At 73.4% G+C, this 19,756-nt stretch carries 17 protein-coding genes and 1 pseudogene; 12 read left to right on the top strand and 6 right to left on the bottom strand.

Annotated features, from left to right (window positions below; translation table 11 throughout):
* Genes PGN05_RS20320 through PGN05_RS20310 form a run of 3 tightly spaced genes read left to right on the top strand, consistent with a single transcriptional unit; the run spans nucleotide 1 to nucleotide 3,119 of the window.
* The gene (locus PGN05_RS20320) at nucleotides 1-957 is read left to right on the top strand and encodes a carbohydrate ABC transporter permease (protein ID WP_419754400.1); all 957 of its coding nucleotides are present in this window, start codon (nucleotides 1-3) and stop codon (nucleotides 955-957) included.
* Nucleotides 957-1,790, top strand: a complete 834-nt coding sequence (locus PGN05_RS20315) for a carbohydrate ABC transporter permease (RefSeq protein ID WP_419754384.1) — start codon at nucleotides 957-959, stop codon at nucleotides 1,788-1,790. Before PGN05_RS20320 ends, PGN05_RS20315 begins: the two co-directional genes overlap by 1 nt.
* Before the next feature lie 45 nt (nucleotides 1,791-1,835).
* Complete coding sequence (locus PGN05_RS20310; RefSeq protein WP_419754383.1) at nucleotides 1,836-3,119, top strand: ABC transporter ATP-binding protein; 1,284 nt, start codon at nucleotides 1,836-1,838, stop codon at nucleotides 3,117-3,119.
* Nucleotides 3,120-3,156: 37 nt separating this feature from the next.
* Here PGN05_RS20310 and PGN05_RS20305 read toward each other — a convergent pair whose 3' ends face one another.
* Entirely contained in the window at nucleotides 3,157-3,618 is a 462-nt protein-coding gene (locus PGN05_RS20305; protein ID WP_419754382.1) for a GNAT family N-acetyltransferase, read from the bottom strand.
* Nucleotides 3,615-4,631, bottom strand: coding sequence for a carbohydrate kinase family protein (locus PGN05_RS20300; RefSeq protein ID WP_419754381.1), 1,017 nt, complete (start codon nucleotides 4,629-4,631; stop codon nucleotides 3,615-3,617). The genes PGN05_RS20305 and PGN05_RS20300 overlap by 4 nt, the downstream gene beginning before the upstream one ends.
* A 144-nt stretch (nucleotides 4,632-4,775) precedes the next feature.
* Here PGN05_RS20300 and PGN05_RS20295 point away from each other — a divergent pair, with 144 nt between their 5' ends.
* Nucleotides 4,776-5,618: a PspA/IM30 family protein gene (locus PGN05_RS20295; RefSeq protein WP_419754380.1), complete on the top strand. Its 843-nt coding sequence runs from the start codon at nucleotides 4,776-4,778 to the stop codon at nucleotides 5,616-5,618.
* A gap of 59 nt (nucleotides 5,619-5,677) precedes the next feature.
* On the opposite strand, the gene PGN05_RS20290 is transcribed toward PGN05_RS20295, so the two are convergent.
* Complete coding sequence (locus tag PGN05_RS20290) at nucleotides 5,678-6,532, bottom strand: DNA-formamidopyrimidine glycosylase family protein (RefSeq protein WP_419754379.1); 855 nt, start codon at nucleotides 6,530-6,532, stop codon at nucleotides 5,678-5,680.
* An 88-nt stretch (nucleotides 6,533-6,620) separates the two neighbouring features.
* Here PGN05_RS20290 and PGN05_RS20285 point away from each other — a divergent pair, with 88 nt between their 5' ends.
* Nucleotides 6,621-7,208: an antibiotic biosynthesis monooxygenase gene (locus PGN05_RS20285; RefSeq protein WP_419754378.1), complete on the top strand. Its 588-nt coding sequence runs from the start codon at nucleotides 6,621-6,623 to the stop codon at nucleotides 7,206-7,208.
* A 105-nt stretch (nucleotides 7,209-7,313) separates the two neighbouring features.
* Here the strand turns inward: PGN05_RS20285 and PGN05_RS20280 are convergent, their stop codons facing one another.
* Nucleotides 7,314-11,903, bottom strand: a complete 4,590-nt coding sequence (locus PGN05_RS20280) for an ATP-dependent helicase (protein WP_419754377.1) — start codon at nucleotides 11,901-11,903, stop codon at nucleotides 7,314-7,316.
* Nucleotides 11,904-12,028: 125 nt separating this feature from the next.
* On the opposite strand from PGN05_RS20280, the gene PGN05_RS20275 reads away from it, so the two are divergent.
* The 7 genes and pseudogenes from PGN05_RS20275 (at nucleotide 12,029) to PGN05_RS20245 (ending at nucleotide 17,312) form a co-directional block, all read left to right on the top strand.
* Nucleotides 12,029-13,174, top strand: a complete 1,146-nt coding sequence (locus PGN05_RS20275) for an acyl-CoA dehydrogenase family protein (protein ID WP_419754376.1) — start codon at nucleotides 12,029-12,031, stop codon at nucleotides 13,172-13,174.
* A 13-nt stretch (nucleotides 13,175-13,187) separates the two neighbouring features.
* On the top strand, nucleotides 13,188-14,468 hold the full coding sequence (locus tag PGN05_RS20270) for an MFS transporter (protein ID WP_419754375.1): 1,281 nt from the start codon (nucleotides 13,188-13,190) through the stop codon (nucleotides 14,466-14,468).
* A 158-nt stretch (nucleotides 14,469-14,626) separates the two neighbouring features.
* Nucleotides 14,627-14,821 (top strand): DUF3046 domain-containing protein, encoded by a 195-nt coding sequence (locus PGN05_RS20265; RefSeq protein WP_419754374.1) that lies wholly within the window; start codon nucleotides 14,627-14,629, stop codon nucleotides 14,819-14,821.
* A gap of 21 nt (nucleotides 14,822-14,842) precedes the next feature.
* Nucleotides 14,843-15,208: pseudogene (locus PGN05_RS20260) on the top strand (maleylpyruvate isomerase N-terminal domain-containing protein); the annotation flags it as partial.
* Nucleotides 15,209-15,263: 55 nt separating this feature from the next.
* Nucleotides 15,264-15,416, top strand: a complete 153-nt coding sequence (locus tag PGN05_RS20255; RefSeq protein ID WP_419754401.1) for a hypothetical protein — start codon at nucleotides 15,264-15,266, stop codon at nucleotides 15,414-15,416.
* Nucleotides 15,417-15,616: 200 nt separating this feature from the next.
* Nucleotides 15,617-16,651, top strand: coding sequence for a recombinase RecA (recA, locus tag PGN05_RS20250; protein ID WP_419754373.1), 1,035 nt, complete (start codon nucleotides 15,617-15,619; stop codon nucleotides 16,649-16,651).
* A 4-nt stretch (nucleotides 16,652-16,655) separates the two neighbouring features.
* The gene (locus PGN05_RS20245; protein ID WP_419754372.1) at nucleotides 16,656-17,312 is read left to right on the top strand and encodes a regulatory protein RecX; all 657 of its coding nucleotides are present in this window, start codon (nucleotides 16,656-16,658) and stop codon (nucleotides 17,310-17,312) included.
* 86 nt (nucleotides 17,313-17,398) lie between these two features.
* On the opposite strand, the gene ctaD is transcribed toward PGN05_RS20245, so the two are convergent.
* Nucleotides 17,399-19,159, bottom strand: coding sequence for a cytochrome c oxidase subunit I (gene ctaD, locus PGN05_RS20240; protein ID WP_419754371.1), 1,761 nt, complete (start codon nucleotides 19,157-19,159; stop codon nucleotides 17,399-17,401).
* 113 nt (nucleotides 19,160-19,272) lie between these two features.
* A complete protein-coding gene (locus PGN05_RS20235) occupies nucleotides 19,273-19,743 on the bottom strand; it encodes a hypothetical protein (protein ID WP_419754370.1) in 471 nt (156 codons plus the stop codon).
* Between the last annotated feature and the right edge of the window lie 13 nt (nucleotides 19,744-19,756).

Here is a 19,756-nt window from a genome sequence, read left to right as displayed (position 1 = left end):
ATGCAGACGACGCTCGCCCCCGGCGAGACGAGCAAGGCCGCCGACGGTCCGGCACCGGGGATCAGTGACCGGTCCCGCTCGGAGCGGAAGCTGGGCTGGATGCTCGCCGGACCGGCGTTCGCAGTGATGCTCCTGGTCACCGCCTACCCGATCGCCCAGGCGATCTACGACTCGCTGTTCGACTTCCGGCTGACCGACCCGGAGAACCGGTCGTTCGCCGGGCTGGGCAACTACGCGGTCATCCTCAGCGACACGCTGTGGTGGCGGTCGCTGGGGGTGACGCTGCTCATCACCTTCATCACCGTGGCCGTGGAGCTCGTCCTCGGCTTCGCCCTGGCGCTGGTGATGTCCAAGGCGCTGGCGGCGGTCCGGCCGCTGGTCCGCGCGGCCATCCTCATCCCGTACGCGGTCATCACCGTCGTCTCGGCGTTCGCCTGGCAGTTCGCCTTCGACATCGACTCCGGTTTCGTGAACTCGTGGTTCGCGTGGCTGCCGGGCATCTCGGGCGACACCGACTGGTTCGGCGGCTTCGGCTCCTCGCTGCTGGTCGTCTGCCTGGCCGAGATCTGGAAGACCACGCCGTTCATCTCGCTGCTGCTGCTCGCCGGGCTGGCGCAGGTGCCCGAGGTGCTGCAGGAGGCGGCGAAGGTCGACGGCGCGACCCGGTGGCAGCGGCTGTGGCGGGTGACCATCCCGAACATGAAGGCGGCGATCATGGTCGCCCTGCTGTTCCGGACCCTGGACGCGTTCCGGATCTTCGACAGCATCTTCATCATGACCGGCGGGGCGAACAACACCGAGTCGGTGTCGTTCCTGGCCTACCGGCAGACCATCGCCCGGCTCGAGATCGGGCTGGGATCGGCGGTGTCGGTGTTGCTCTTCCTGGCGGTGGTGCTCATCGCCTTCATCTTCATCAAGGGCTTCAAGGTCGACCTGGCCCAGGCGAGGGGTGAGTGATGTCGGGTCGCAGCAAGGCCTGGTGGATCATCGGGTCGATCCTGATCATCGTCTACTGCCTGTTCCCCATCGCCTGGATCGTGTCGGTCTCCTTCAAGGCGCCCAGCGACCTGGCCAACGGGTCGTTCCTGCCGACCCAGCCGACCTGGGAGAACTACTCCCTGATCCTCACCGGCGGGGCCAGTGATCTGTTCCTGCCGGCGCTGCGCAACTCCTTCGGCATCTGCCTGATCGCCACCGCGATCTCGTGTCTGCTGTCGATGTTCGCGGCCTACGCCATCGCCCGGCTCGACTTCCCGGGGAAGAAGCTGATCCTGTCCACCGCCCTGGGCGTGGCCATCTTCCCGGTGATCTCGATCGTGACGCCGCTGTTCAACCTGTGGCGCAACATCGGCCTCTACGACACCTGGCCCGGGCTGATCATCCCCTACCTGTCGCTCACCCTGCCGATCTCCATCTGGACCATGTCGGCGTTCTTCCGCGAGATCCCGTGGGAGATGGAGCAGGCGGCCCAGGTGGACGGCGCGACGACCTGGCAGGCCTTCCGCAAGGTGATCGTCCCGCTCGCCGCACCCGGGGTCTTCACCACGGCGATCATCGCGTTCTTCATCGCCTGGAACGACTTCATCTACGGCATCTCGCTCACCTCGACCAGCGCGGCCCGGCCGGTGCCGGCAGCGCTGGGCCTCTTCACCGGCGCCTCGCAGTTCGAGGAGCCGACCGGGGCCATCTCCGCGGCGGCGGTCATCGTCACCATCCCCGTCGTGGTCCTGGTCCTCCTCTTCCAGCGGCGCATCGTCGCCGGCCTCACCAACGGCGCGGTCAAGGGCTGACACCGGTGCTGCGCACCCCACCCACCCAGCGAGGGGACATCTGAGATGGCATCGATCGAGATGCGGAACATCGTCAAGCAGTACGGCGACGGCTACCCGGCCGTGAACGACGTCAGCTTGGACATCGCCGACGGGGAGTTCATGATCCTGGTCGGGCCCTCCGGCTGCGGGAAGTCGACCCTGCTCCGGATGATCGTCGGCCTGGAGGACATCACCAGCGGCGACATGGTCATCGGCGGCAAGCGCGTGAACGACCTCGCGCCCCGCGACCGCAACCTGTCGATGGTCTTCCAGAACTACGCGCTCTACCCGCACATGACCGTCTACGAGAACATCGCGTTCCCGTTGCGGCTGGCCAAGATGCCCGACGACGAGGTGCGCCGCCGCGTCACCGAGGCATCCGACGTGCTCGAGCTCAAGGACCACCTCGAGCGCAAGCCGGCCAACCTCTCCGGTGGCCAGCGCCAGCGCGTCGCGATGGGGCGGGCCATCGTGCGCCAGGCGGAGGCGTTCCTCTTCGACGAGCCGCTGTCGAACCTCGACGCCAAGCTGCGCGGCCAGATGCGCACCGAGATCTCCCGCCTGCAGCGTCGGCTGGGCATCACCACCGTCTACGTCACCCACGACCAGACAGAGGCGATGACCCTCGGCGACCGGGTCTGCGTCCTGCGCAAGGGCAAGATCCAGCAGGTCGCCTCGCCGCGCGAGCTCTACGAGCAGCCGGTCAACCTGTTCGTCGCCGGCTTCATCGGCTCCCCGCCGATGAACTTCCTGCCGGCCACCCTGGAGGGCTCGAACCTCTCGACGCCCTTCGGTCCGATCCAGCTCGACGAGGCACGGGCGGCCAAGGTGCGCGGGCGTGACCTGCTGCTGATCGGCATCCGGCCGGAGTACTTCGAGGACGCCTCACTGGTCGACGAGGCGAAGCGCCCGCACGGGTCGGTCTTCCGGGCCCGGGTGGACGTCACCGAGTGGCTGGGCGACTCGCAGTACGCCTACATCCCCTACGAGGCGCCGGAGCAGATCCGCAACCAGCTGCGCGAGCTGTCCCGCGAACTGGACGCCGAGGAGCTGCGCACCCAGGCGATCGTCTCCATCGACGCGACCAGCCGGATCCGGGAGGGCCGCGAGGCCGAGTTCTGGCTGGACACCCGCAAGGCGCACGTCTTCGATCCGCAGACCGGCGAGAACCTCACCCGGGACGCCGAGGCCGGTGCCCGGCTGACGCAGATGGCCACCGAGGACCGGGAGGAGCAGGTCCAGGAGGCGCAGGGGCACTCGACGCAGGGGCACGCGACTGGCGGCTCGCACCGGGCCGGCGCCGCCTGAGCGAGGGCCCCGTCCCCACGGGGTCGGGGCGGGGGCGTCACCGGGGCAGGGACCGGGTCAGCACGAGCCGGTCCTGCCCCGGTCCCGCCCGGTCGCGGGACAGGTGCGCGCCCGCACCCAGGGCGGTGGCGAACGCGACGGCGGCGTCGTCGTCGGGACGTGCCGTGGTCTGGACGACGCGCGCGCCGGTGCTCCGGGCGAGGTCGTCGAACCAGGCCACCAGCCGCCGCCCCAGCCCGGCGCGCCGGCGGTCGGACCGCACCGCGAGCAGGTGCACGTAGCCCAGCCGGTCGGCGGTGACCACGCCCAGCAGGTAGCCGACGTCCTCGCCGTCGACGCGGGCCAGCACGCCGAAGCCGCCGAACTGGTCGAACCACACCGGGTCGTGCAGGGCGCGGGTGTCGGTGGCCCAGAAGCGGTCGTGGGCGGCCAGGAGCCGGGCCCGGACGACGGTCGCCGACAGCTCGGCGAACCCGACCAGGTCCACCCGGTCGGTCACCGGCGGGCCGCGGCCAGCTCGTCGCGGGTCGGCGGGTCGGCGCCCACCCGGGTGCAGTTCAGGGCCGCCACGAGCGCGGCGTCGTCGACGATCCGGAGCAGGGCCTCCTCGGGCAGCTCCTGCAGCGCCGCCCGGGTCGGGACCCCGGCAGCGAGCAGGCCCGCGAACAGGCCGGCGGCCAGGGAGTCGCCGGCGCCCACGGTGTCGACGACGTCCACCCGCGGCGGCTGCCGGTGCACCAGCGGGCGACCGGGCCGGGCGATCCGCAGGGGCGCGCCGCCGTCGGTCAGCACCACCAGCGCCGCGCCGCGGTCAGCCCAGCGCTGCGCGGTCGCGTCGAGGTCGTCGGCGGCGTCCGGCTCCAGCCAGGCGAGGTCCTCGGCGCTGACCTTCACGACGTCGGCCCGCGCGAGCAGCCGCTCCAGGCGGGCACGGACCTCGGCGCGGCCGTTGCCCAGTGCGGAGCCAACCGGCCCCTCGGCGAGCATCGGGCGGATGTTGGGATCGACGCTGACCAGCGCCCGACCGCCGTCCGCCACGCGCTCGACCAGCCGCGCGATGGCGTCGCACCCGGGCGGGGTCCAGCTGGAGATGGAGCCGACGTGCAGGATCGCCGTCCCCGCGGGGAGGACCGCGGCCAGCTCCTCGTCGGTCCACTGCCAGTCGGCCGAGCCGAGCACGTGGAAGCCGTAGTCGGGGGAGCCGTCGGGACCCAGGCCCACCACCGCGAGGCTCACCGGTTCGGCGGCCGGCACGAAGCCGGCCGGGTCGACCCCGGACAGCTCGGCGTGCCGGCGCAGCGCGGGCGCGAGCGGACCGGTGCCCAGCCGGGCGAGCAGCCGGACGGGGACGCCGAGGCGGCCCGCCGCGACGGCGACGTTGAGCGCGTTGCCCCCGGGCCGGGCGACGTAGCGGGGGGCGGTGCCCTCGGGGCCGGCGTCCGCGGCCGGATCGGGGAGCAGGTCGACGACCAGTTCGCCCAGGACGCTCAGCACCGGGGTCTCGGTGGACACCCGGAGACCCTAACGGGGGAAGCCGGGGGGCGTCCCTGGTGGCTCACGGACCGCAGCACCTGGGACGATGGAGGGTGACACCATCGCTGCGGCCCGCCGGCCGGGGGACGACCGGTGGATGATCCGCGCCGAGCAGGAGGACCGATGCCCAACCCGTTCGTGAAGATGTGGAAGTACCTCACGGCCTCCGCCAACGCGAAGATCGACGAGAAGGCCGACCCGAAGATCCAGATCGCCCAGGCGATCGAGGCCGAGCAGCAGCGGCACCAGGCGCTGGCCAACCAGGCCGCGGCGGTCCTGGGCAACCAGCGGCAGCTGGAGATGCGGCTGAACCGGCAGCTCGGTGAGGTGGAGAAGCTGCAGGCCTCGGCCCGGCAGGCGCTGGTCCTGGCCGACCAGACCCGCGCGCGCGGGGACGGGGGCAAGGCCGGCGAGTACGAGAACGCCGCCCAGGCCTTCGCCACCCAGCTGGTCGCGGCGGAGCAGGCGATGGAGGACCTCAAGCGCAGCCACGACGAGGCGCTGCAGGCCGCCGAGCAGGCCCGCGGTGCCGTCGAGCAGAGCCGGATGCGGCTGCAGACGACGCTGGCCGAGCGCACCAAGCTGATGAGCCAGCTGGAGCAGGCCAAGATGCAGGAGCACGTGGCCTCGTCGCTCAAGCAGGTCAACGAGCTCTCAGCACCCGGTAACACCCCGAGCCTGTCGGAGGTCCGGGACAAGATCGAGGCGCGTTACGCCAACGCGCTGGGCCAGGCCGAGCTGGCGCAGACGTCGGTCGAGGGCCGCATGCTCGAGGTGCAGAAGGCGACCCTGGACGTCGCCGGCGCCTCCCGCCTCGACCAGATCCGCGCCTCCATGGGGGGCCAGACGGCCGTCACCGGCGGTCCGGCCGCTCCGGCGCTCGAGAAGGGCACGCCGCCGGTCGAGACCCCGGCCGCGCAGCCGGTGGCCCAGCCGGCCGAGCGCCCGGAGCAGCAGGGCGCCTGACCCGACTGCGTCACGACGGGCCGGCCGCGGGTTCGCGGCCGGCCCGTCGTGCGCCCGGGTCAGCCCGGTGTGGCGATCGGCGGCGGGCGGCCTGGCTCGCCGGTGCGGGCCGCCGGGTCGATGCGGGAGCTGGTGGCCTGGCAGCGGGGGCACCAGTAGGTGACCCGCTCCTGCAGGTCCGGCCCCTGGTCGCCGAGCAGGATCGGGGTGCCGCAGCGGCGGCACGGGCGGCCCTTGCGGCCGTAGACCCAGTGGTCCTGGCCGCGGCGCAGGTCGCCGGTGGTGCTCTGCTCGGGGTGCTCGCGGTTGGCCAGCATCAGCGTGCGCGCCCGCTCGACCAGGGCGGGGAGGTCGGCGACGTCGGCCACGCGCGCCCACGGGTGGACGCCACAGACGAAGAGTGACTCGACCTTGTAGAGGTTGCCGATCCCGCAGAGGTTGCGCTGGTCCAGGATGGCGACGCCGACCTGCTCGTCGGGGTTGGCCCGGAGCCGGCGGAGGGCCTCCTCCAGGTCCCAGTCGGGGCCCAGGACGTCGGGCCCCAGGTGACCGACCAGCTGGTCCTCGTGCTCGGTGCGCACCATCGCGACGTCGTGCAGCCGGTACCCGACGCACTCCCACTGGTCGGTGGCCAGCACGGCCCGGACGGCGAACGCGGGGCCGCCGCGCCACTTCGCGCCGGGCCGGTAGATGTGCCAGCTGCCGTCCATCCGGAAGTGCGTGCGCAGGGTCCAGCCGTCGGCGAAGCGGATGAGCATGTGCTTGCCGCGGGGCACGACCTCGGAGACCGTCGCGCCGGCCAGGTCGGTCGCGGCCAGCTGGGGTACCCGCAGCTCTCCGCGGCGCAGCGTCGCCCCGCCGAGGGCGGTGTTCATCCGCTTCGCCGCCAGCCAGACGGTGTCTCCCTCGGGCACGCCGCCAGTGTCCCCTCCGGCCCGGTGGGCTGCTGTGAGACCGCTGACAGGCGGGATGACCACCGGGTCGGCCGGCGCTGAGCGGACCATGGCCGTGACGACGCTCCTCCGCAGCCGGCTCACCCGATCCGAGGTCGGGGGGCGGTCTCCCGAGCCGGTGACGGTCACGGTGGCGCGTGTGGTCCGCCCGCACCGCCGGCAGGCGTTCGAGCGGTGGGCGGCCGACGTCCTCGCGCTGGCCGCGACCTATCCCGGGAACCTGGGCGGCACGCTGCTCAAGCCCGGACTGGGCAGCTCCGAGTACCACCTCGTCTACCGGTTCAGGGACGACGCGTCGCTGGCGGCCTGGGAGCGTTCCGACGAGCGCCGGGACGCGCTGGAGCGGATGCAGGAGATGATCGACGAGGAGCGGTACGCGCGGGTGGCCGGGCTGGACAGCTTCTTCACCCGGCCGGCCGCGCCCGGGCCGCGCTGGCGCTCCACGGTGCTCACCACCGCCGCGGTCTTCCTCATCACCTCGACCCTGCAGCTGCTCGTGATGCCGCACGTGACGAGCTGGCCCTGGCCGGCTCGCCTGCTGATGTCGGCCTGCATCGTGGTCGTCCTGCTCGGCTACGTCGTGATGCCCACGCTGACCCGGTTGCTCGCCGGCTGGTTGCACCCCCGGCAGGACTGACGCCGGGAGCGCCGGTGCGCGCCGTCTGGCACGTCCGGGCCGCCGCGGCCAGGGGCTCGGGGGGCGGGGCTCCGGGGCTCGCGGCGAGGGGCTCGCGGGCCGGGGTCATGCGCGCAGGCGCAGGCCCCGGGGGGTGGCGGCGAAGCCCGCCGCCTGCAGGGCCGCCGACAGCGGCGTGGACTCGTGCACCGAGGCGCCATCGGCCTTCTGGACGACCATCCGGCCGAGCGCCCCGGCGGTGACCGCACTGGACAGCGCCGTGGCCGCCTCCTTGAGGACCGTCTCCTCCTCGGTCCACGACAGGAGCGTCTTGCCGCCCCGCTCCACGTAGAGCACGAGCTCTCCGTCCACGAGCACGACCAGGGCCCCGGCCTTGCGGCCGGCGCGGTGGCCGGTGGCCCGCCGTCCGGCCCCGGTGCCCTCGCCGACGTCCACCGCCTCCTCGGTGCCGGGGGTCCGGTCGGGCCACGGCAGCGCCGCGCCGTAGACGTTGGCCGGGTCGGTGGCGGCCAGCACGACCGCGCCGCCGGGCACGCGGTCGGGGGTGGCGAAACCACGCAGCCGGTCGACCGACCCGGGGGTGCCGAACTGCGCGGCGCCGAGGGTCTCGACGAAGTACCCCCGCCGCGCCCGCCCGTTCTCCTCGAACGCGCGCAGCACCGGGTAGACCGCGGAGAACCCCCCGGGGACCTGCTCGGCCATGACCGCGCCACGGGTCAGCACCCCGTGCCGCTCGAGCAGCGCCTCGGCGCGGGCGGTCGTCCGCTTCGTCGGGTTGGTCTCCCGGTCGGGCAGCCGCGACCACCGCCCGGCGACCGTCGGCGGGCCGCTCCTCGTCGGCATCGCCGGGCGCCCGAGCCGCGCCCGTCCGTAGCGGCTGCGGTCCAGCCGTGCTCGCGGGGCGGCCGGCTGGCGCTTGTGGGTGCCACCACCGGACAGCCGGGTGCGCAGCGGCGCGAGGGTGTCGTTGGTGAGCAGCCCCGCCCAGACGAGGTCCCACACCGCATCGACCAGCGCGGCGTCGTCGGTGGCGCCGACGAGGTCGGACAGGCCGCGGAAGAACACCGCCTGCCCTCCGGCGAGCCGCTCGAGCACGGCGGCCCCGACACCACCCTCCTCGGGCAGCTCCAGCACGTCGGGGAGCAGCAGCGGGGCCAGATCGGCCGGGACCAGGCTGACCCACCCGTCTCCGCCGGGGAGGCCGCCGGCCCCGGCCCACAGCACCTCGCCCGCACTGGTCAGCTCGTCGAGCATCGCGGGGGAGTAGTCCCGGACCCGGGTCGGCAGGACCAGCGACTCCAGCGCGCTCGCCGGCACCAGGGCCCCGGCCAGTTGCTCCACGACGGCCAGCACGCCGTCGGGCCCGCGCATCCGGCTGCCCACCGACTGCCACGACGGCGTGAACCGGGCCAGGGTGTCGATCGGGACGGGCTCGACCTCCTGGCGCAGCCGGGCCAGGCTGCGCCGGCGGATCGACCGGAGGACGTCGGCGTCACACCACTCCTGGCCGGTGCCGCCCGGTCGGAACTCACCGGTGACCAGCCGCCCGGTGCCGACCAGCCGCTGCACGGTCGCGGTGACGACGGCGACTCCGAGCCCCAGCCGTTGGGCCACCTCGCCGGGCTGGAAGGGGCCGTGGGTGCGGGCGTAGCGGCCGACGAGGTCGCCCAACGGGTCGGGCACCGGTTCGGTGAAGACCTCCGGCACGCCCACCGGGAGGGCGGTGCCCAGGGCGTCGCGCAGCCTCCCGGCGTCCTCGATGGCGACGTGGCGCTCCTCGCCGGCGATGCGGACCACGAGCGCCCGCCGGGCGGCGACCAGCTCGTCCAGCCACTCGCCGGGCACTCCGCGGGCCGCGGCGTCGACGGGGGTGAGGTCGCCCAGGATGCGCAGCAGATCGGCCGCGGCGTCGATGTCGCGGGGGTGTCGCTCGGTGGGCAGCCGCTGCAGCTCGGCCTCCACCTCGGCCAGCGCCTCGGCGTCCAGCAGTTCCCGCAGCTCCGAGCGGCCCAGGAGCTCGGCGAGCAGGCCGGTGTCCAGCGCCAGCGCCTGGGCCCGGCGCTCCGCGAGCGGCGCGTCGCCCTCGTAGAGGAACTGACCGACGTAGCCGAACAGCAGGGACTGGGCGAACGGCGAGGCCGACTGCGTCTGGACGTCCACCAGCCGGACCCGACGCGACCGCACGTCGCGCATCAGCTCGACCAGCCCCGGCACGTCGTAGACGTCCTGCAGCACCTCGCGGGCGGCCTCCAGGGTGATCGGGAAGCTGGCGAACTCGCTGGCCACCGACAGCAGCTGGGCCGCCCGCTGCCGCTGCTGCCACAGCGGGGTGCGACGGCGCGGGTCGCGGCGGGGGAGCAGGAGGGCGCGGGCGGCGCACTCGCGGAACCGGCTGGCGAACAGGGCGGAGCCACCGACCTCGGCGGTCACCTCGCGCTCGACGTCGTCCGGGTCGAGCACGGCGAGGTCGGCCTCGGGCGGTTCCCCGGTGGTGTCGGGCAGGCGGAGGACGATGCCGTCGTCGGAGTGCATGGAGGCCACGTCCACGCCGTAGCGCTCCCGCAGCCGCGCGGCCAGCACCAGCGCCCACGGGGCGTTCACCTGGGCGCCGAAGGGGGAGTGCACGACCAGGCGCCAGTCACCCAGCTCGTCGCGGAAGCGCTCGACGAGCAGCGTCCGGTCGTCGGGGAGGTGGCCGGTCGCCTGCTTCTGCTCGGTCAGGTAGGCCAGCAGGTTGGCCGCGCCCCACTCGTCCAGCCCCGCGGCGCGGGCCCGGTCGAGGCCGGCCTCGGACCCGGCCGAGCCGACCTCGCGGAGGAAGGCGCCGAGGGCCCGCCCCAGCTCCAGCGGGCGGCCGGGGGCGTCGCCGTGCCAGAACGGCATCTTGCCCGGCTGGCCGGGCGCGGGGGAGACCAGGACGCGGTCGTGGGTGATCTCCTCGATCCGCCACGACGACGAGCCCAGCAGGAAGACGTCGCCCACCCGGGACTCGTAGACCATCTCCTCGTCGAGCTCCCCGACGCGCCGCCCGCCGGAGCCCTCGCCGCCGACGAGGAAGACACCGAAGAGGCCGCGGTCGGGGATCGTCCCGCCGCTGGTGACCGCCAGTCGTTGCGCGCCGCTGCGGGCGGTGAGGGTGTCGGCGACGCGGTCCCACGTCAGCCGCGGGCGCAGCTCGGCGAAGGCGTCGGAGGGGTACCGCCCGGCCAGCATGTCGAGGACCGCGTGCAGCGCGGAGTCCGGCAGCGCCGCGAACGGTGCGGACCGGCGCACGAGTGCGGCCACCTCGTCGACGGTGCGCGGCCCCTCGGAGACGATGGCCACCACCTGCTGGGCGAGCACGTCCAGCGGGTTGCGCAGGTAGCGGATGGACTCGATCGCGCCCGCCTTCATCCGCTCGGCGACCAGCGCGCACTGCACCAGGTCGCCGCGGTACTTGGGGAAGAGCACCCCCCGGCTGACCGCGCCCACCTGGTGCCCGGCCCGCCCGACCCGCTGCAGACCCGAGGCGACCGTCGGCGGGGACTCGACCTGCACCACGAGGTCGACGGCGCCCATGTCGATGCCGAGCTCGAGGCTGGAGGTGGCCACCACGGCGGGCAGCCGGCCGGACTTCAGGGCCTCCTCGACGACCGCCCGCTGCTCCCGCGACACCGATCCGTGGTGCGCCGCGGCGACCGGCTGCACCCCCTCGGGCACGCCGCCGCCGGACCCGGCCTGCGCCATGAGCGCGGCGGCGTTGGTGCCCGGTGGGACCGTCTCCCCGGTGGCCCGCTCGTAGGCCAGCTCGTTGAGCCTGCTGGTGAGCCGTTCGGCCAGCCGCCGCGAGTTGGCGAAGACGATGGTGCTGCGGTGCGCCTCGACCAGGTCGAGGACCCGCTCCTCGACAGCCGGCCAGATCGACGTGCGGGGCTCGTTGCCCGCCGCGGACCCCGCGAACTCGCCGGTCGGCTGGCCGAGGGTGGCCATGTCCTCGACCGGGACGACGACCGAGAGGTCCCACTGCTTCACCGAGCCGGGCGCCACCACCTCCACCGGACGGCCGCCGGCGAGGAACGTGGCCACCTCCTCGATCGGCCGGACCGTGGCCGACAGCCCGATCCGCTGGGCCGGCCGCTGCAGCAGCTCGTCGAGCCGGTCGAGAGTGACCGCCATGTGCGCGCCGCGCTTGGTGTCGGCGACCGCGTGCACCTCGTCGACGATCACCGTCTCCACCCCGCGCAACGCCTCCCGAGCGGCGCTGGTGAGGAGCAGGAACAACGACTCCGGCGTGGTGATGAGGATGTCGGTGGGCCGCCGGGCGAAGGCACGCCGCTCGTCGGCCGGGGTGTCGCCGGAGCGGATGCCCACCTGGATCTCGGGCCGGGCCAGCCCCAGCCGGGCGGCGGCCTGGCCGATCCCGGCCAGGGGAGCCCGCAGGTTGCGCTCGACGTCGACGGCGAGGGCCTTGAGCGGGGACACGTACAGCACCCGGCAGCGGGCCCGCTCGTCGGCCGGCGGCGGCGTGCTGGCCAGCCGGTCCAGCGACCAGAGGAACGCGGCGAGGGTCTTGCCCGATCCGGTGGGCGCGACGACGAGGGCGTGACCGCCGCTGCTGATCGCCTGCCACGCCCCCTCCTGGGCGGCGGTGGGCTCGGCGAAGGCGCCGGTGAACCACGCCCGGGTGGGTTCCGAGAAGCGGTCGAGCGCGGTCACGGGACCAGTCTCCACAGGGGTACGACACTCCGCTGGCCTGCAGGGACCGGGGACGCGACAGTTCTCTCTCCGCTGACGGGAAGCGACCACCGGGAGAGGCGGTCCCGTCCGGCACACTGACGGCCATGCGCCGTTCCCTGTACGAGGCCGAGCACGAGGACTTCCGGGAGATGGTCCGGGCCTGGGCGGAGAAGACCATCGTCCCGTTCCACGCCCAGTGGGAGAAGGACGGCATCGTGCCCCGCGACGTGTGGACCTCCGCGGGGGCGCAGGGGCTGCTCGGCATCGACATCGAGGAGGAGCACGGCGGCGGCGGCGTCCGCGACTTCCGCTACATGGCGGTCGTCGACGAGGAGCTGATGCGGATCGGCGCCACCGGCGTCGGGTTCGCCCTGCACAACGACGTCGTCGGGCCCTACCTGCGCGACCTGGGGAGCGACGAGCAGAAGCAGCGGTGGCTGCCCGGCTTCTGCAGCGGCGAGGTGATCACCGCCATCGCGATGACCGAGCCCGCGGCCGGCAGCGACCTGCAGGGCATCCGGACGACGGCCCGGCGCGACGGCGACGCCTGGGTGCTGAACGGCTCCAAGACCTTCATCACCAACGGCATCAACGCCGACCTGGTCATCGTGGTGGCCCGCACCGATCCCGACGCCCCCGGGTCGAGGGGCCTGAGCCTCCTGGTCGTGGAGCGGGACATGCCCGGCTTCACGCGCGGCCGCAACCTCGAGAAGGTCGGGCTCAAGGCGCAGGACACCGCCGAGCTCTTCTTCGACGACGTCCGGGTCCCGGCCGGGAACCTCCTGGGCACGGAGAACCGGGGCTTCGCCCACCTCATGGAGAACCTCCCGCAGGAGCGGCTGTCCATCGCCGTCGGCGCGGTGGCCTCGGCCGAGGCGGTGCTGCGGCACACCGTCGACTACGTGACCGGCCGGACGGCGTTCGGCAAGCCGGTGAGCAGCTTCCAGAACACCCGCTTCGTCCTGGCGGAGTTGCAGACCGAGCTCACCGTCGCCCGCACCTTCATCGACGAGTGCATGCGCCAGCTCAACAGCGGTGACCTCACGCCGGTCGACGCGGCGATGGCCAAGTACTGGACGACCGAGCTGCAGAACAAGGTGGCCGACCGCTGCTTGCAGCTGCACGGCGGGTATGGCTACATGGACGAGTACTTCGTCTCCAAGGCCTGGCGCGACGCCCGCATCCAGCCCATCTACGGGGGGACGAACGAGATCATGCGGGAGATCGTCGGCCGCTCCATGGGCCTGTAGGCACGGCCGCCCGGTGACGACGGAGGCGGCGACCGCGCTGGACCCCGCGCGGGTCCAGCGCCGGACGCTCGGTGTGCTCAGCGGCGGGGTCGCGCTCGGCGGGCTCGGCGTCACGGTCGGCATCACCGTCGGGGGCCTCCTCGCCCGGGACGTCGCCGGCACCGACACCGCGGCCGGCCTCGGGCAGACCGCCGGGGTGCTCGGTGCGGCGGTGATCGCCGTGCCGCTGGCCGGCCTCAGCGACCGCGCCGGCCGGCGGGCGGGGCTGGCGGCCGGGTACGCCATCGCCCTCCTCGGTGCCGTGCTCACGGTCCTCGCGGCGGCGGTGTCCTCGCTGCCGCTGCTCCTGGTCGGCCTGTTCGCTTTCGGCGCCTCGACGGCCTGCGGCCTGCAGGCCCGGTATGCCGCCGCCGACCTGGCCGAGCCGGAGCACCGGGGGAGGGCGCTCTCGCTCGTGGTCTGGGCGACCACGGTCGGGTCGGTGCTCGGGCCCAACCTGGCCGGGCCGGGCGAGGTCCTCGGCCGGGCGCTGGGCCTGCCTCCGCTCGGCGGCGCCTTCACCATCTCCTTCGCCGTCTTCGCCGTCGTGGCGCTCGGGTTCCTGACCCTGCTCCGGCCGGACCCCCTGCTGCTCGCCCGCCGGCTGCGTGGCGCGGGTGCGGGTGCGGCGGTCCGTCCCCGGCGGGCGACCGCCGCGGCGGTGCGCGCGGTGTGGGCCGACCCACGCGGCCGGCTCGGCCTCACCGCCGTGGTCGTCTCCCACGCCGTGATGGTCGGCGTCATGGTGATGACGCCGGTGCACATGGGCCACGCCGGCGGAGCCGAGGGCACCACGCTGCGGGTCATCGGGCTGGTCATCAGCGTGCACGTCGCCGGCATGTACCTCTTCTCGCCGCTGGTCGGCCTGCTCGCCGACCGCGCCGGCCGCCGGGCGACCGTCGTCGTGGCCGCTGCGCTGCTGCTGGCCGCGGCCGGTCTGGCGGGGACCGCTCCGGCGGGTGCCGCGGTCCAGCTGGGCGTGGGGCTGCTGCTGCTGGGCCTCGGCTGGTCGTGCGGGCTCATCGCCGGCTCCACGCTGGTGACCGAGTCGGTGGGAGCGGACCAGCGGCCCACCGCGCAGGGCGGTACCGACCTCCTGATGGGGCTGGGGGCCGCCGTGGCCGGGGTGGCCGGGGGTCCGCTGCTCGCCGTCGGGGGCTACGGCCTGGTGGCGGCCGTCTCCGCCGCGCTGGTGGTGCCGCTGGTCGTGGTGCTGCTGCGGGCCGCCACACCGGCGGCTCAGCGGCCCCGGTAGTTGCGGTACAGGAGGACCAGGGAGACCAGCAGGCACAGGGCGATGCCGATCTCCAGGACGAGGTCCCACGTCGCCGACCCGGTGGTGGGGAACACCCCGACAGCGTAGGAGCGGACGCCTCGCCCGGGGCCGACGTCGGGCGCGTTACCGTCGAGGACGTGCGCCTGCAGGAGTTCTGGTCCCGGTTGTCCGCCCAGTTCGGCAGCATGCGGGCGGAGAGTGTCGCCCGCGACCACGTCTTCGCCACGCTGGGCGGGCGCACCGCCGTCGAGGCCATCGAGGCGGGGCTGCCCGTGCGACGGGTGTGGCTGGCGATCTGCGAGGAGTACGAGGTCCCGCGCAAGGAGCGCTGAGCCGGGCCGGGGCTCCCAGGAGTGCCGGTGGGGAGGAGACCGGGTGTGGCTCTCGGCGCGGTGGACCTGGGCTCGGTGGACCAGGGCGAGGAGTGGGCGCGGGCGCAGGCCCGAGTGCCCGAACTGGTCCGGGGCCTCACGTCCGAACAGGTCGAGCGGTGGGTCCCGGTCTGCCCCGACTGGACCGTGCGGGACCTGCTGTCGCACGTCGTCGGGCTCGACGCCGACGTGATGGCCGGGGACGAGCCCGACGACCACAACGCGGCCTGGACCCAGGCCCAGGTGGACGCCCGGCGCGGCCGGGACGTCCCGGGCATGGTCGTCATCCGCGAGCGGTTCGCCGGGCGCGTGGACGCCCGCGCGTCCGCTGCGGGTCTCGCGCCCGTCGCGCTGGTGGGGGACACCTGGGTGCACGGGGACCCTGACACGGCGGGTCCCGTGTTTGCGCGCCACGGACTTCGACCTGGCCCGCGCCACACTGAGCCGCCGCTCGGCCGGGCAGTTGCGCTCGTGGACGGTCGTCGGCGACGTGGACGCGTACCTCGACTGCTTCACCTTCCTCGGCCCCCTGCCGGGCACCGAGCTGGTCGAGTGACCGGGGCAGCTGGGACGGGTGGGGCCTGCGCACCGCCTGGGCGTGTCACGACTGGAGTCGAACACACGTTCGGGCTAGATTGGCGGGCGTACTCCACAGGCCGGGCGTTCCTCCACAGGTCCACCGGTTCCCCCGGAAGTGTCAGACCCCCGCCCTAGCGTCGACACCGACCCGCTTCCCGTGATCCGAAGGTGAACACCATGGCAACGCTCGACCGCGACAAGGCCCTCGACATGGCCCTCGCCCAGATCGACAAGCAGTTCGGCAAGGGCTCGGTCATGCGGCTGGGCGACAGCCCCGAAGTGGCGATGAAGGTCATCCCGACCGGCTCGATCGCCCTCGACATCGCCCTCGGCATCGGCGGCCTCCCGCGGGGCCGCGTCATCGAGGTGTACGGCCCCGAGGCCTCCGGCAAGACGACGGTCGCCCTGCACGCGGTGGCCAACGCGCAGGCGGGCGGTGGCATCGCGGCGTTCATCGACGCCGAGCACGCGCTCGACCCCGAGTACGCCCGGGCCATCGGCGTCGACACCGACGCCCTGCTGGTCAGCCAGCCCGACACCGGTGAGCAGGCGCTCGAGATCGCCGACATGCTGATCCGCTCCGGCGCCCTCGACGTCATCGTCATCGACTCCGTCGCGGCGCTCGTGCCGCGAGCGGAGATCGAGGGCGAGATGGGTGACAGCCACGTCGGTCTGCAGGCCCGGCTCATGAGCCAGGCGCTGCGGAAGATCACCGGTGCGCTGAACAACTCCGGCACCACCGCGATCTTCATCAACCAGCTGCGCGAGAAGGTCGGCGTCGTCTACGGCTCGCCGGAGGTCACCACCGGTGGCCGCGCGCTGAAGTTCTACTCGTCGGTGCGGCTCGACGTGCGCCGCATCGAGACGCTCAAGCAGGGCACCGAGGCCGTCGGCAGCCGGGTGCGGGTCAAGGTCGTCAAGAACAAGGTGGCTGCGCCGTTCAAGCAGGCCGAACTCGACCTCCTCTGGGGCACCGGGTTCAGCCGCGAGGGCGGCCTGATCGACGCCGGCGTCGAGCAGGGCTTCATCCGCAAGTCCGGTGCCTGGTACACGTACGAGGGCGACCAGCTCGGCCAGGGCAAGGAGAACGTCCGCACCTTCCTGCGGGACAACCCCGACCTCGCCGACGAGATCGAGAAGAAGGTCAAGGAGAAGCTGGGCATCGGCCCGCAGCTCGACGCGCCTGCACCGGCCGACCCGGTCGACTTCTGACCCGGTGAGCGGTTGGCCCCAGGCCCGGGACCGCTCCGGCCCCGGTGGCCGGCGCGGGCGGCGCTCCGGTCCGTCCCCTGACCCGGACGGTCCGGACGTCGCCCCCGGGAGCACCTCCGACGGCGACGATCCGGGCGATCCCGAGCAGGTCGCCCGATCCATCTGCCTGCGGGCGCTCACGGGCGCGCCCAAGACCCGCCAGCAGCTGGCCGATCTGCTCGCCAAGCGGGACGTCCCGGAGGACGCCGCCGAACGGGTCCTCGACCGGTTCGGCGAGGTCGGTCTCATCGACGATGCGGCCTTTGCCCGCGCCTGGGTGACGTCGCGGCAGGCCGGCCGCGGGCTGGCCCGGCGCGCCCTGAAGGCCGAGCTGCGGGCCAAGGGCGTCGACGGCGAGGTCGCCGAGGAGGCGGTCGCCCTGGTCGACGACGAGGACGAGTGGGCCGCGGCCCGCCGGTTGGTGGAACGGCGACTGCCCGGCATGCGCCGCCTCGACCGCGCCACCGCCGAGCGCCGTTTGGTGGGCATGCTGGCCCGCAAGGGCTACGGCTCCGGGCTGGCCGGCTGGGTGGTCCGGGAGGCCCTCGACCAGGAGTGGTCCGACGAGGACGAGGCCCCTGCGGGTCATGACCAGCAGGGGCTCGACGCCTGGCTGCCCTGACGGCCCGCCGGCTCGAGGGCCGGCGGGCAGGGGAGGAGTCGCTCGCCCGGGCACCGCCTCGGGCCCGCGTCGGGTGAGGGCCGACCTCAGGTCGGGTCGGGGTCGTTCGGTCCCTGCCGAGGGCCCTCGGTCAGCCCGACCTCGCTGACCCCGCCGTAGGGCTCGTGGCGCTTCCCGGCGTGGGCCTCGGCGTGCAGGCGCTCGCGCAGGTGCGGGTAGTGCGCCTCGAACGCCGGCCGCTCGGAGCGGATCTTCGGGATCTCGACGAAGTTGTGCCGCGGCGGCGGGGACGACGTCGCCCACTCCAGCGAGTTCCCGTGGCCCCAGGGGTCGTCCCGCACCGCCAGCGGGCCGTGCCGCCACGACCGGATCACGTTGAACAGGAACGGGATGACCGAGGCGCCGAGCACGAACGAGAAGATCGTCGAGATGGTGTTCAGCGTGGTGAAGCCGTCGGTGGGGAGGTAGTTCACGTAGCGGCGCGGCATGCCCTCGTTGCCCAGCCAGTGCTGGATCAGGAACGTGCCGTGGAAGCCGATGAAGGTCATCCAGAACTGGAGCTTGCCCAGCCGCTCGTCCATCATCCGGCCGCACATCTTCGGGAACCAGAACGCGATGCCGGCGTTGGCCGCGAAGACGACGGTGCCGAAGACCACGTAGTGGAAGTGGGCGACGACGAAGTAGCTGTCGTTGACGTGCCAGTCCAGCGGCGGGCTGGCCAGCAGGACGCCGGTCAGCCCACCGAGGAGGAAGGTCACCAGGAAGCCGATCGACCACAGCATCGGCGTCTCGAAGGTCAGCTGGCCCCGCCACATGGTGCCGATCCAGTTGAAGAACTTCAGCCCGGTCGGCACCGCGATGAGGTAGGTCAGGAACGCGAAGAACGGCAGCAGCACCGCGCCGGTGGCGTACATGTGGTGCGCCCAGACCGCCAGGGACAGGAACCCGATGGCGAGCGTCGCACCGATCATGCCCTTGTAGCCGAACAGCGGCTTGCGGCTGAACACCGGGATGATCTCGGTGACGATGCCGAAGAAAGGCAGCGCGATGATGTAGACCTCGGGGTGCCCGAAGAACCAGAACAGGTGCTGCCACAGCATCGACCCCCCGTTCTCCTCCGAGTACACGAGCGCACCGAGCTGCCGGTCGGCCAGCAGCCCGAACAGCGCCGCGGTGAGGATCGGGAAGGCGAAGAGCACCAGCAGGCTGGTGACCAGCGTGTTCCAGGTGAAGATCGGCATCCGGAACATCGTCATGCCGGGCGCCCGCAGGCAGACGATCGTCGTCATGAAGTTGACCGCGCCGAGGATGGTGCCCAGACCGCTGACGGCCAGGCCGGCGATCCACAGGTTGGCGCCGGCGCCGGGAGAGTGGACGACGTCCGAGAGCGGCGTGTAGGCGTACCACCCGAAGTCCGCCGCACCGCCGGGGGTGATGAACCCGGCCACCGCGGTGGTGCTGCCGAACAGGAACAGCCAGTAGGAGAAGGCGTTCAACCGCGGGAAGGCGACGTCCGGGGCACCGATCTGCAGCGGCATGATCAGGTTGCCGAACGCGAAGAACAGCGGCGTCGCGAAGAACAGCAGCATCACCGTGCCGTGCATGGTGAACAACTGGTTGTACTGCTCGGGGGAGAGGAACTGCAGCCCCGGCCGGGCCAGCTCGCCGCGCATGAGCATGGCCATGAAGCCGCCGAGGATGAACCAGACGAACGACGTGACCAGGTACATCAAGCCGATGGTCTTGTGGTCGGTCGTCCGCAGGAAGTTCGTGAGCCGGGACCCGCGACGGGGTGTCGGCAGGTCACTGGGACGACTGACGATCGGCTGCGGTGCCAGTGCGGTCATGCCGGGCTCCCGGAACGCTGACGAGCTCCATGGGTGGACGCGCTGCCCTCCATGGTGGCCCATCGGGGCCCGCGGGGGAACGGCGGGCGGGCCAGGCCCGGGTTCCGCCGCGGTCAGCCGGCGGTGCGGGCCACCGACGACCAGGCCGACACGTCGACGGCGACGCCGCCGGGGGCCTCGTCGTCGGGGACCAGCCAGTCCCCCTCGGACCCGCGCCCGTTCGCCAGCCACGTCTGGATCTGCAGGTCGAAGGCTCGCTCGGCCGAGGACGACGTACGGCTGACCGGGCCGAGGAAGGTGACGTCGTCCTCCGTACCCCCGGCGAACCGGAGCACGACCCGGCAGCGCGACCGGCGGTGGCGGGCCGGGGGGACCACCTCGCGCACCACGGCCGTCTCGGCATCCGCGGCGGCGGCGAAGTCGGGAGCGGCCGCCCGCATCCGCGTCACGAACTCCTGAGCGGCGTCCGTGCGGTTCTCGGGGTGGCGCACCAGGGCAGGCAGCGGCGGCACGGCGGGGCGGAGAGCGGTGTCCACACCGGAGTTCTCGGCACCCCGGACGCCGAACGGGACCGGGGGGCGCACCAGCGGTCCCACG

The organism is Geodermatophilus sp. CPCC 206100 (assembly GCF_048569675.1).
Taxonomy (GTDB): domain Bacteria; phylum Actinomycetota; class Actinomycetes; order Mycobacteriales; family Geodermatophilaceae; genus Geodermatophilus.
The sequence above is the reverse complement of the archived record's forward strand: the minus strand, read 5'-3'. Positions and strand labels throughout refer to the sequence as shown.